Origin of the sequence: Rhodopseudomonas sp. AAP120 (assembly GCF_001295845.1) — a bacterium.
In the GTDB taxonomy this organism is placed as follows: domain Bacteria; phylum Pseudomonadota; class Alphaproteobacteria; order Rhizobiales; family Xanthobacteraceae; genus Rhodopseudomonas.
The window spans coordinates 1-12,312 of sequence record NZ_LJIC01000010.1 but is presented as its reverse complement, the minus strand read 5'-3'; the positions used below and the strand labels follow the sequence as shown (position 1 = coordinate 12,312).

The window sequence follows — 12,312 nt, the reverse complement described above, 5'->3', positions numbered from 1 at the left end:
GAGCAATCTCCCCCCCGACATCTGGCAGCCGGTCTGGCTCACCGTCGAACTGGCGGTGATCACCACGATCATTCTGCTGATTGTCGGGACGCCGATCGCGTGGTGGCTGGCGCGGTCGAAGGCGGCGTGGAAGGAGGGCGTCGCCGCGGTGGTGGCGATGCCGCTGGTGCTGCCGCCGACGGTGCTGGGCTTCTATCTGCTGGTCCTGATGGGGCCGGACGGGCCGGGCGGCGCGCTGGCGTCGCTGTGGGGCGGGCGGACGCTGGCGTTCACCTTCGGCGGACTGGTGTTCGGCTCGGTGATCTATTCGATGCCGTTCGTGGTGCAGCCGATCCGCAACGCGTTCGATGCGATCGGCGACCGGCCGCTCGAAGTCGCTGCGACACTGCGGGCCTCGCCACTCAAAGCATTTTGGACCGTGGGGGTGCCGCTGGCGCGGCCCGGCTTTTTGGCCGGCGCCGTGCTCGGCTTCGCTCACACCGTCGGCGAGTTCGGCATCGTGCTGATGATCGGCGGCAACATTCCGGGGCGCACCAAGGTGCTGTCGGTGGCGATCTACGACTATGTCGAAACCTCGCAATGGCGCGAGGCCAACATTCTGGCCGGTGGCATGGCGGCGTTTGCCTTCGTGGTGATCCTCACCATGATGATGCTGGAGAAGCGCACCGCACGGATCCGCCAATGAGGGCGACGGCACCGCGTAGCATTCGGGGCGAATTCCGCGGCCGGCTCGGCGGCTTCGCGCTCGACGCGTCGTTTGCGGTGCCGGCGGCTGGTATCACCGGCCTGTTCGGCCCCTCGGGCTGCGGCAAGTCGACGGTGCTGCGCTGCCTCGCCGGCTTGCAGCATCTGCCCGGCGGGCTGTGCGAAGTCGATGGCGACGTCTGGCAGGACGACACCACGTTCCTGAAGCCGCATCAGCGGCCGATCGGCTATGTGTTTCAGGAAGCCAGCCTGTTTCAGCACCTGAGCGTGCAAGACAATCTGATGTATGGCGCGCCCAAGCGCAAAGCCGGGCCGCTTCCCGGCGACATCGCGTTCGACGAAGTGATCGAACTGCTCGGCCTCGCCCGGCTGTTGCCGCGTGCGCCCCGGAATCTCTCCGGCGGCGAACGCCAGCGCGTCGCGATCGGCCGCGCGCTGCTGTCGCAGCCCAAATTGCTGTTGATGGACGAGCCGCTGTCGGCGCTCGACCGGCTCACCAAGGACGAGATCCTGCCGTTCCTGGAGCGGCTGCACGCCCGGCTGCTGCTGCCGGTGATCTATGTCAGCCACGACATGGCCGAGATCGAGCGGCTCGCCGATCATCTGATCCTGATGCGGGCCGGTCAGGTGATCGGCGTCGGACCATTGTCCGAGCTGCAGAGCAACCCGGCGCTGCCGCTGGCGACCTCACGTGACGCCGCGGTGAATATGGACGCAACGGCCGAAACCTACGATGCCGAGTATGGACTGCTGACGCTGCGGCTCGATGGCGGCCGGCTGCTGGTGCCGTCGGCGCCGGTGCCGGCCGGCGAGCGGCGGCGCATCCGGATCGCCGCCGGCGACGTCAGCCTGTCGCGCGAAGCGCCGCGCGAGACCTCGATCCTCAATGCGCTGGCGGTGCGGATCGTCTCGACCTCGACGATCGGTCCTAACGAGGTGTTGGTGGTGCTGGCGCTCGGGCCTGAGGGCAATGGCGCGCGGCTGCTGGCGCGGGTGACGCGGCGATCCTGGGATCAACTGCAACTCGCCGACGGGCTCGACGTGTTCGCGCAGGTCAAGGGCGTCGCGCTGGCGCCCGAGCGCGTCGTGAGTGAGCCGCCGAAATAAGGCCCGTACCGCGCGGCGCTTCGGCACGCGCTTCGCATAGTCCCCATCAGCGTCACGGCGCGCGCTCCGGTCAGCTACGCGATTACCCATCGTATGGGATCGGTGACGCCGCGCGTCCGCTCGCGTTGGAGGAGATGAGACAATGTCGTTCGAAAGCAATCAATCGATGGCGATCGCGGCGGTGCGCGGCGGTCCCGGCACGCCGGCCGCCGATGTACTCACCGCCTTCGCGCTCCGCCGCAAGGCGGAGGGCGTCGCCGTGGTCGGCGTCATCGTGCCGCCGGAGGATACTGGCCGCGGCCACCATGGCGGCGGCCATGGCGAGGGCGGCCACGAAGGCTGCGAATGCCGCAGCGAACTGATCGACGTCGCCACCGGCGACCGCTACGCGATGCATCAGGATCTCGGCACGGGATCGCAAGCCTGCAATCTCAACTCGTCGTCGTTGGCACTGGCAGCCGGCGCAGTCGAGCGGGCGCTGGCCGGCAAGCCGGAGCTGGTGGTGCTGAGCCGGTTCGGCGGCCAGGAGGCGCAGCGCGGCGGGCTGATGTCGGCGTTCCAGGCCGCGGTGGCGGCCGGCGTACCGGTCGCCTGCGTGGTGACGCCGAAGGCCGAAGCCGTCTGGGACGACTTCGCCGGCGGCCTGTCAGTCTCGCTGCCGCCGGACGCGGAGGCGCTGGAAGCGTGGTGGCAGGGTCACGCCCGCGGCCGGAACGCGGCGTGATCTGACTGCCGCGAACTCGTCTGGGCGCGATGCCACCGCCCGAACGGCGAGGCCGCGGCAGTATCCTGATGGACGCCGGTAAGGCGGGACGCTGCGGCCTCGATATTGGCGCGCCCGATCCAGGCGCGCTGGCACTCCTGGGCGCGGCCAGCCATGCGTGGCGTCGCGCTGTTCAGGATCGCCTCGCCTGCCGCGCCCGGATCGGGCGTCTGGCCGTGCTGGCTCTGGGCACCGAGCAGCAGGCCGGCCACGCCGGCGATCAGCGCCGCCGCGTAGTTCGCGCCGCGGCGGACGCTGTTGCTGCCTTCGAGCGCCGCGCCGACCAGCGCCGCGCCCGGCACCGCGATGCCGATCTCGTGCAGCCTGGCGTCGCCGCCGCCGATCAGCCGTCCACGCCTGTCGATGGCACCGACCGGCAGCAGCCGGGTGGCGCCGGCGCGCCGCAGCAGGCCACCACAGCCGTCGCGGGCGCCGCTGACGACGATCAGGACATTGCGCAGGTTACAGCGCGCGACCGCGGCGATCAGCTTCTCGCTCGGCTGCCGGCGTCGTTCGAACAGTCCGCCGCTGATATGCAGGATGTCGGCGCCGTGATCGAGCGACAACTCGATCGCCTCGGCGAGATCGGCCTGGCTGCAGCCGGCCCGGTCGTCGCGGAAGATCGGTGCGATCAACCCGCGGCACAGCGGCGCGACGCCTTCCACCGAGCTGCAGGGCTGGCCGAAGATCAGGCTGGCGATATGCGTACCCTGGGCTGTGGCGGGCCCGTCCGAGCACTGCGCGGCGGCAGCGGTATCGAGCGGCACCAGTCGGGCGCCGCGAAAGCAATCATGAGTTCGGTCGACCGGACCATCCAATACCGCGATACTAATCTCGGCGTCACCGCCGCCGAATGCGAACAGAATTTCCTGCTGGAATTCTGCGCCAACTACCCCTACCATCGCACCCCGCCCGCACTCGCGTCGCCGCACATCATCACGCGAACTACTCGCATGTGTGGCGCTGGCGTTCTGCCCAGCGACCGGCGGCCTTTCCAGAATGCTCTCCCGAAGAATTTCGCCCTGCGGAACAGCACTCCGTGTATTTTCCTTATCGACACCCCCTTAGTCTTCTTATCGAGGGCGGTCAGACGTGAAAACGGCGTGAACTGCGCGTGAAAAATGCTATCCTAGGTTGGATTCAGGTGGCGGAAGGTATGACTGCGAGGTCCGCGCTTTTCACGATGAACCTGCTGGGGCCTTTCCAACTGCTGCCCCGGTCAGGCGAGCGTATCGAAATTTCCAGCAAAAAGGGGACGGCGGTCGTCGCAATGCTGGCGATGTCGCGCGACGGCGAGCGTACCCGCGGCTGGTTACAGGACCGGTTGTGGGGGACGCGGCGCCATGCGGAAGCGGCGGGCAGCTTGCGGCGTGAACTGTCGAACCTGCGCAAACTGCTGAACGTCGGTGATGTCGAACTGCTGGTCAGCGATCGCGATCGCGTCCGCCTGCGGCTCGATCTGATCGATGTCGATGCGCTCGATCCGACCGCTGATCTTCGGCACACCGGCGAGTTTCTCGAAGGCCTCGATATTCCGGGCGAGGCCGGCTTTCGCGACTGGTTGCGCGAGCAGCGAACGACGCTGACGCAGGGGCCACGCGCGGCGCCTGCGGCGCCGGTCACAGGCGCGCTGCCGAGCTACATCCTCGACACCAGCCAGCCGCCGATCGGATTCAGCGGCAACCAGGCGATCGCGGTGCTGCCGTTCACCAATGTGACGGGCGAAGAGACGCTGGACTATCTGGCCGAAGGCATCAGCGAGGAGCTGATCGTCGGCCTCTCGCGCATCCGCTGGCTGCCGGTGATTGCGCGCAGTTCGAGCTTCTCGTTCTCCGAGTCGATCGACCGCAAGCTGATCGGGCAGCGGCTCGGCGCGCACTATCTGGTCGAAGGCCATCTGTATCGCGCCTATGAGTCGTTCGGCGTCTCCGCCAGCCTGTCGGAAGCGGCGACCGGCTACGCGATCTGGTCGCGGCGCTTCATGCTGCAGTCGCCGGCGCTGCGCGACGAGCTCGAGCAGTTCGTCAACGAACTGGTGGCGCAGCTCGAAACCCGGATCGAGCACGCCGAGCAGATCCGCATCCGCAACAAGCGCCAGGACACGCTCGGGGTCAGCGATCTGATCTGGCGCGGCCGTTGGCATCTCAATCGCCTGACCCGCACCGATGCGGAAATGGCGCAGAAGCTGTTCGCCGAAGCGCTGGCGCTCGATCCGACCTCGCCGGAGGCGCTGATCCAGACCACCTCGGCGCTAGCGTGGTCGATCTGGGCGGGGCGGCAGCCGCAGGACCAGGTGCTGCGGATGCGCAAGCTCGCCCAGCAGGCGTGCCTCGCCGATCCGGACGATGGCCGCGGCTTCATGCTCGCCGGTATCGCCGAGATGTGGCTGCGCCATCAGGACGAAGCCAAGACCCTGCTGCAGCATGCGATCGCGCTCAATCCCAGCCTGACGCTGGCCCATGCCCAGCTCGGCGGCTGCTACAATCTCGGCGGCGAACCCGCCAAGGCGATCGATCACCTCAAGGCGTCGCTGCGGCTCAGCTCCAACGATCCCAACCTGTTCTATGCGCTCGGCGAATTGGCGCTGTCATATACTATGCTCGGGCGCTGGACCGAGGCGATCGAGCATGCGTCGCTGTCATTGGCGCGACGGCCGGCCTATTGGTACGCGCACGTGCTCAAGATCAATGCGCTGGCCCGCAGCGGCAATCTCGGCGCGGCGCGCGTGGCGACGGACGAGCTAATTGCTGTCAAGCCGAATTTTTCCAAGCAGTATCTCGATTGGCTGCCCTTCGTCGAAAGATCATGGATTGACCATTTCGTCGAAGGCTTGAAAATGGTGCCCGGCCGCGAGGCGAATTGGTTGGAGCGCGACACCGTGGAGGGCTCCGAGCAGTTTCTGCCGCACTGAGCGGCGACGCGCATTTTTTAAATCTTTGTTTGAGGTGATCGATGCTCACGCTCAAGTATTATGACGCTATCAAGAAAGCCCAGTCCGCTCCCGCTCCATCACCTCCACGTCCTTTCGATCTGAACGACCTCGGCGCCGACACCACGCTGAAGCGCTGGACCACCACGGCGTTTGCGTCGGTGATGCGTGGCGCGCTGTATCTCTTCCGCGAATTCTGGCCCAATCCGCAGTTCGGGCGGCTGGTCATCGTCACGCGCGACAGCGACGTGCGCGAAGTCCTGGCACGGCCGGATCTGTTCGAGGTGCCGTATGGGCTGGAGATGACCGAGCTCGCCGGCGGCACCAATTTCGTGCTGGGGCTCGAAGGCCCGTCGCACGATCGGCAAAACGCGATCATCCGCAGCGTGTTGCGGCCGACCGATCTCGATCGCATCCGCGCGCTGGCGGCGCACTATACGCAGATCCTGATCGACGGCTCGGGCGGCCGCATCGACGTGATGAAGGATCTGATGACGCGGGTCGCCACCGAGACCTGCTGCAGCTATTTCGGGCTCGATCCGGACAATCCCGATGCCTTCGCCGAATGGGCGATGTCGATCTCGGCGCTGCTGTTTGCCGATCCGTTCGGCAACACGGCGACGCGGCAGCTGGCGCTGAACGGCGCGGCGCAAATCCGCGAAGTGATCGACCGCGCCATCGCCCGCGCCAGGGCGGTGCCGGAAACCGAGACGGTGATCGGCCGCCTAGTCGGCCAGCTCGACGACGGCGCCGTCACCGAAGGCGAAATTCGCGCCATCGTGGTGGGCCTCGTCACCGGCTTCATTCCGACAAATACGCTGGCGGCGGGCAAGATTCTCGACGATCTGCTGCACCGGCCGAAGGTCTGGCAGGACGCGATCGCATGCGCGCGCGCCGACGACGTGGCGGGGCTGGAAGCGATCCTGCTCGAAGCCGGCCGGCTCAATCCGGCGCTGGCGCCGGGGCAATGGCGCTACGCGCGCCAGGATAGCGTGATCGCTCACAACACCAGCCGGCAGAAGCACGTGAAGGCCGGCTCGGTGCTGATGGTGGCGACGATGTCGGCGCTGCGCGACAAGCGCGCCTTCGTGGCGCCGGGGGAATTCCGCGCCGATCGGCCGAACCCGTCGAGCCTGATGTTCGGCGACGGTGTACACGCCTGCCTCGGCATGCATGTGGCGATCGCGCAGATCGGCGAAGTGTTTCGCGTGCTGCTGAAGCAGCCGAACCTGCGCACCACAGCGGGCAGCGACGGGGCGATCGGCTGGGTCGGTCCGTTCCCGCGCCGGCTCGACATGGAGTTCGAGCCCGCGGTCGCGCCGCAGGCGCAGAACATGGTGATCATCTGCGCGCCGGTGCGGGCCGAGACCGATCTCGCCGCGCTGCGCGGCCAGATCGAGGCTCTCGGCAATCCGGCGCGGCCTGAGGTGGTGGCGGCGCTGGCGTCCACCAACATCGTCCATTTCGCGTCGATGACGCTGATCGAGGCCGGCGAGCCGGACAAGCCGTCGCCGCATGTGCTGCTCGAACTCAACGTCGACGGCTCGCCCGAACTGGCGCTACGCGCGGTGACCGACGTGGCGGGCGATTGGCTGGCGCCGATCTTCGCCCATGTCGATGCGCCGGCCGCTACGCCGCTGCTGGATATCCTGCGCGACAACGTGCTGGATTTGCAGACCCGGCCGTGGGGCGCGATCGGGCTCAACTTCAATGGCACGCCGGAATTCGCCGTCGCCGACATCGTCCGGCAGCGGGAGCTGGCACAGTTCGCAACCGATGCGCTCGAAGAGTATCTGGAGAATCACGCCTGCCTCGGCAGCCGTGCCATGGTGGCGCTCGGCTATGTCCGCAAGCTGATCAAGCAGGATCCGGAGCTGAAGCGGCTGATCGATCAGTCGCCGGAGTCGCCCCGCAAGGCGCGACTACAGGCGCTGTTCGCGCGCGGCGCCGCTTTCACCAGTTATCTGATCCGGCCGAGCCGGCGCCGCCTCGCGATCTCCGATTGGACGCCGCGCTCCGGCACCGAGTCGCTGCTGGCGATGGCCAACTCGACCACCTTCCGCTGGATCTGGGCGATCATTCTCGGCCTGGTGCTGATCGCCGGCCAGGCTGTGTATTTCGCCATCGAGCCGTTTTCGGACGCGACCTATTGGGGCCGGCTCGGCCTGGCGTTGGTCGGCGGCTTGCTGATCGTGGCGCTGACGCTCGCCGCGCTCGGCGGCCTGTTCCTGGGTCTGCTGCGCTCCTACGAGAACCGCGACGTTCCCGACGACAGCGATCCCGATCTCGGCAAGGTGCGCGCCATCGCCGCCAGCGAGAACCATCCCGGCTTCGTGCAGAACCACATCACCGCCGTCACCGCGCTGAAGCCCGGCTGGTTTCGTAAGCTGACGCTGGCGTTGTCGCTGTGGGGCATCAAGGAGCTGGTGACCAATTTCTACCGCCCCGGCTTCGTGCTCAATATGGGCACGATCCACAAGGCCAAATGGTTCAGGCCGCCCGGCACCGACAAGCTGATCTTCCTCGCCAATTACGACGGCAGCTGGGAGAGCTATCTCGAAGACTTCGTGATGAAGGCGCATCCCGGCCAGTCGGCGGCCTGGAGCAACGGCGTCGGTTTTCCGCGCACGCGCTTCCTGATCTACGACGGCGCCCAGGACGGCGATCGCTTCAAGCGCTGGGTGCGTCGTCAGCAGGTGCCGACGCAGTTCTGGTTCAACCGCTATCCGAAGCTGACCACCGACGAGATCCGCCGCAATGCGATGATCCACGATGGTCTGGTCCGCGCGTCGACCGACAGCGCCGCCCGAGCGTGGCTCGACTGCTTCGGATCGATGACGCGGCCGGTGGATGCGATCGAGACGCCCGAAGTGCAGGCGCTGGTGTTTCGCGGCATGGGGCAACTGCCCTATACGATCACCGCGCTGCTGCGGCTGCCGGACGATCGCAGCACCGGCAAAGCCTGGCTGCGTGCCATCATGCCCGAGGCAGGCCTGCTGCACGGAGCCGGCGAAGCGCCGCGCCCGGCGGTCGGTTCGATCACGTTCGGCGATCGTCCGTTCAATGGCGGCGACGCGCCCGACAATGTCGCCACCTTCGTGGCGTTCTCGGCCTCAGGCCTGGCGCGCCTGGGCCTCGCGCCGGACGCGGCCGGCAGCGGCCTGACGACGTTCCCGACGGCCTTCAACATCGGCATGTCGCAGCGCGCCAACATCCTGCGCGACACCGGCTCGTCGCGGCCGGACACCTGGCGCTGGGCAGATGCGGCGCTCGACGGTCACGCCAAGGTCGCGGCTGCGGACGCGACGCTTTTCATCTATGGGACCAGCGCCGAAATCTGCCGCGCCGCGCTCGACCGGCATCTCGATCTGCTCGGCGGCCGCGCCGCGCTGCTGACCAGCGTCGACACCAGTCCGGTCACCGTCGATGTCGACGGCGAATCCGTGACGTCGCTCGACTACGAACATTTCGGTTTCGTCGACGGCATCTCGCAGCCGGTGATCCGCGGCACGCAGCGCTTCGCCAAGGGCGTGCCGGATCGCGACATCGTTCAGCCCGGCGAGTTCATCCTCGGTTATCGCAACAATCAGGGCTACTTTCCGCCGAGCGCGACGGTGCCGAGCGACAGCGATCCGGCCAATCACTTGCCGATCCTGCCCGACGAACTGCCGAGCCGCTATCCGAACTTCCGCTCTGATACGCCGGCGCGGCCGGTGCGGGATTTCGGCCGCAACGGCACCTTCCTGGCGATCCGTGAATTCGTCCAGGACGTCGACGGTTTCCGCGCCTTCACCCAGGCCAAGGCGGACGAACTCGGCAAGTATCGCGAACTCGCCGCGGTGATCGGCGAGACGCCGACCGCCGAATGGGTGGCGGCCAAGATGATGGGGCGCTGGCGCAACGGCGTGCCGCTGGTCGACAAGCCGAACTCCACCAGCTTCAACACCCGCCGCGCCAAATCGCGCAGCGATGCCCGCGATCCGTACGACCGCGACAATGATTTCAGCTACGGTCAGGACGATCCGCAGGGCCTGCATTGTCCGTTCGGCGCGCATATCCGCCGCGCCAATCCGCGCGACAGCCTGCAGCCGGACGACCCCACGCAGCAGCAACTCACCGCGCGGCATCGCCTGCTGCGCCGTGGCCGCTCGTTCGAGCGTCCGGCAAGCGAGGGTGGCAAGCCGGAGAAGGGATTGCTGTTCGTCGCGGTCTGCGCCGATGTCGAACGGCAGTTCGAACTGGTGCAGCAAACCTGGGTGTCGTCGCCGTCGTTCCACGGACTCAGCGGCGAGCCCGACCCGATCATCTCGTCGGCGCCGGACGATCCGGACGACACGCGCGTCTTCACCATCCCGACGGCCGCCGGCCCGCTGACGTTGCACGGCATCCACAGCTACGTCACCGTCACCGGCGGCGGCTACTTCTTCATGCCGAGCCGGTCGGCGCTGCAGTATCTGATCGATCTGGAATAACCGGGCAGACGAACCACCCGCACCGCCGTCATGCGCGGGCTTGACCCGCGCATCCATCCGCGCGTGAGCGCGCTGAACTAAGGCATTTTGCGAAGAGGATGGATTGCCGGGTCAAGCCCGGCAATGACGCTGTGTGAAATAGCTAGCTCCGGATAGGGGGAGCAGTCTCGCCTGTTTGCAATCCCTGGAGCACAGTGTCTCAGATCTGCTGCGCGACCTGCTCCAGGCCCATCGAGCGGGCGAGTTTACGGACTTCCTGCTTCTGGTCTTCGCGCAGTCCGAACAGCAGCGGCATCGCCGCGTATTTCAGCTGCTGCACTTCGGCGCTGTCCGGATCGATCGGAGGCGGGCCGTTCTCGGCGACGTAGCGGGACGCGTGCAGCTTGCGGCCGATGGCGCGCAGCGCCTGTTCGACCGACGGCCAGTAGTATTCCTGAGACGACGACAGATTGAGCCGGCCTTTGATCTGCGAGATCTGCGCATCGCTGAGCAGCGCCGGCGGCTTCGGCTTGGCGGGCTTGGGCTTCTGAACGGGCGCGGTGGCGATCACCGGCGGCAGCTTGGTGGCGGGTTCGGCCGCCTTGGCGGACGTCTCGGGGGCTGCGACGATAGCATCGTCGCCGGCATAGGCGAGTTGCACCGGCTTTTGCAGCGCTGCGGTGGCCTCTCCCGCATCGGCCTGGGCCGCTGCGTCGGGGGTCGGGGCGGCGTCTTCGGAGGCGGCGGCCGTCGCGTCTGGGCCGGAACCGTCGGTCTCATCGGAAATCGAGGCGAGCAGCAGCTTGTCGGCCTTGCTCTCGCGGTTCGCGACCGGGATTTCGATCGTCGCGCCGGTGAAGCCGGGCCCGGCGGCCGGGACGCTGGCGCGCGTCAGGATACTCGCTGCGGCCGTACCGGCGATCAATACGCACAACATGGCCAGAAGGGTCGCTGCTTTGGTCAAGATCGTCTCCGTCGCGAGCGGCACTCTGTCTCGCTCATAAATGCAGAGGAAATATGGCCCGGCAGCCCGTTCTGGTTGCCGTGCGGCAGCGGACTGGCGCCTCCGAGCGGCGCCGGCCAGGTTCCGTCGGGAAGGTGATCGCGCGGCCGTCAGGCCGCGACGGCGAGCTCGTAGGCTTCCTGGATGTCGGAGACGATCTCGGAAGCTTCCCACAGCGCGTCGGGCGCCACGGACTGGATGGTGATGGTCCAGTTGCCGCCCTTGCGGGTGCGGGGCGTCGCGACGATCTCGAACCGCACGTCGCGGCACATCGGATTGCGATTCAGGGCCCGTGCGACGCGGAGCCTGATCTCGTCGAGAGAGGCGGGGGTCTTTTCCGAAAACAACATCGCGGCGTCCACTTCGATCGTGGGATGCCGGCGCGGCTGCTACGAGATCTCGGGCCGCCGCAGCGCGGCAGGCCTATTGTTGGTCCGGGGATGGTTAATACGCGCTTAAGCCGCCGCCGCGGTCAGCGCTGTTCGATCACCAGGTTCTGGATCGCGCGGCCGAAGTAACCCTGCTGATCGGCGAGCCGCGACGCGGCGGTGCCGGCGCCGTCCGGGCCGAGCCACATCTCGGAGTTCAGCAGGATCCAGTCGCCGACCGGCTGGCGCGCCAGGAAGACGTTGAGGTCGGCGTTGAGGAAGGTCCAGTGCCGGAAGTCGAGCACCGACGAGGTCGCGTTGCTGAAGTCCGAGGCGATCACCGCGCGCATCAGCTGCGAGGTCGGCAGCCCTTCGATCAGCGGCCGGTCGGCCCGGTACCAGGTCGCGCCGGGGCCGATCGAGCCGAAGCCGTTCTTCACCTTGCGCAGCGACATGCCGCCGACGAACGGGTTGCGGGTGAAGCCGACGTCCAGCACCGGGCAGTCGTCGGGCAGCGGCACGTCGAGCGCCGGATGCTCGACATGGTCGGGAAGTTCGGGCGATGAGTTACGGACTTTCAGCACGGTGCCGTTGACGACCACCACGCCGTTCGATTTCAGCCGCACGCCGCACAGCTGGATCTTGCGGCCTTCGCGCAGCACTTCGGTCTCGAAGGTCAGCGGGCCGACCGGCACTGGCCGCAGCAGATCGACCGTCACCCGCACCACATGCATCGGCGACGGCGTCGGCATTTGCTCGGCGAGATGCGCCACCAGCGCCGACGGCGGCGAGCCGTGCTGCATGGTCGGATCCCACGGCCCGGCCGCGTAGCCGCTGGTCTCGATTGCATTGCCGTCGATACGGTAGATCGCGTCCATGTACTTGTCCGGTCCGTTCTTCATCGGCGCAAGTTGAACCCTCTCCCCTTGTGGGAGAGGGTGCCCGCGCGGCAGCGCGGGCGGGTGAGGGGAAGCCGCGCGACGCGA

At 67.4% G+C, this 12,312-nt stretch carries 9 protein-coding genes; 5 read left to right on the top strand and 4 right to left on the bottom strand.

Translation table 11 applies throughout. The features are described from left to right. The 3 genes from modB to IP86_RS01025 form a co-directional block, all read left to right on the top strand. The coding region (modB, locus tag IP86_RS01035) for a molybdate ABC transporter permease subunit (protein ID WP_502693978.1) at window positions 1–685 on the top strand (685 nt) is incomplete at its 5' end. Continuing rightward, the gene (gene modC / locus IP86_RS01030; RefSeq protein ID WP_054160710.1) at window positions 682–1,812 is read left to right on the top strand and encodes a molybdenum ABC transporter ATP-binding protein; all 1,131 of its coding nucleotides are present in this window, start codon (window positions 682–684) and stop codon (window positions 1,810–1,812) included. The genes modB and modC, both read left to right, overlap by 4 nt. Window positions 1,813–1,954: 142 nt before the next feature. Continuing rightward, complete coding sequence (locus IP86_RS01025; protein WP_054160709.1) at window positions 1,955–2,536, top strand: DUF2478 domain-containing protein; 582 nt, start codon at window positions 1,955–1,957, stop codon at window positions 2,534–2,536. Here IP86_RS01025 and IP86_RS01020 read toward each other — a convergent pair. Next, on the bottom strand, window positions 2,509–3,477 hold the full coding sequence (locus IP86_RS01020; protein WP_054160708.1) for a S8 family serine peptidase: 969 nt from the start codon (window positions 3,475–3,477) through the stop codon (window positions 2,509–2,511). The genes IP86_RS01025 and IP86_RS01020 overlap by 28 nt on opposite strands. A 254-nt stretch (window positions 3,478–3,731) precedes the next feature. On the opposite strand from IP86_RS01020, the gene IP86_RS01015 reads away from it, so the two are divergent. Together IP86_RS01015 and IP86_RS01010 are read left to right on the top strand one after the other, a co-directional pair. Then, a complete protein-coding gene (locus tag IP86_RS01015) occupies window positions 3,732–5,486 on the top strand; it encodes a hypothetical protein (protein WP_054160707.1) in 1,755 nt (584 codons plus the stop codon). Window positions 5,487–5,527: 41 nt separating this feature from the next. Beyond that, a complete protein-coding gene (locus tag IP86_RS01010) occupies window positions 5,528–9,976 on the top strand; it encodes a cytochrome P450 (protein ID WP_054160706.1) in 4,449 nt (1,482 codons plus the stop codon). A 199-nt stretch (window positions 9,977–10,175) separates the two neighbouring features. Here the strand turns inward: IP86_RS01010 and IP86_RS01005 are convergent, their stop codons facing one another. From IP86_RS01005 to IP86_RS00995, 3 genes are all read right to left on the bottom strand, one after another. After that, entirely contained in the window at window positions 10,176–10,919 is a 744-nt protein-coding gene (locus tag IP86_RS01005) for a hypothetical protein (protein ID WP_054160713.1), read from the bottom strand. Window positions 10,920–11,068: 149 nt separating this feature from the next. Then, entirely contained in the window at window positions 11,069–11,308 is a 240-nt protein-coding gene (locus IP86_RS01000) for a hypothetical protein (protein ID WP_054160712.1), read from the bottom strand. Between the two features lie 122 nt (window positions 11,309–11,430). Next, the gene (locus IP86_RS00995) at window positions 11,431–12,204 is read right to left on the bottom strand and encodes a thioesterase family protein (protein ID WP_054160711.1); all 774 of its coding nucleotides are present in this window, start codon (window positions 12,202–12,204) and stop codon (window positions 11,431–11,433) included. Between the last annotated feature and the right edge of the window lie 108 nt (window positions 12,205–12,312).

Bases quoted from the DNA above. Each gene is read 5' to 3' on its own strand.
- modC (WP_054160710.1), top strand. From the start codon at position 682: ATGAGGGCGACGGCACCGCGTAGCATTCGGGGCGAATTCCGCGGCCGG.
- IP86_RS01025 (WP_054160709.1), top strand. From the start codon at position 1,955: ATGTCGTTCGAAAGCAATCAATCGATGGCGATCGCGGCGGTGCGCGGC.
- IP86_RS01020 (WP_054160708.1), bottom strand. From the start codon at position 3,477: ATGGTAGGGGTAGTTGGCGCAGAATTCCAGCAGGAAATTCTGTTCGCA.
- IP86_RS01015 (WP_054160707.1), top strand. From the start codon at position 3,732: ATGACTGCGAGGTCCGCGCTTTTCACGATGAACCTGCTGGGGCCTTTC.
- IP86_RS01010 (WP_054160706.1), top strand. From the start codon at position 5,528: ATGCTCACGCTCAAGTATTATGACGCTATCAAGAAAGCCCAGTCCGCT.
- IP86_RS01000 (WP_054160712.1), bottom strand. From the start codon at position 11,308: ATGTTGTTTTCGGAAAAGACCCCCGCCTCTCTCGACGAGATCAGGCTC.
- IP86_RS00995 (WP_054160711.1), bottom strand. From the start codon at position 12,204: ATGGACGCGATCTACCGTATCGACGGCAATGCAATCGAGACCAGCGGC.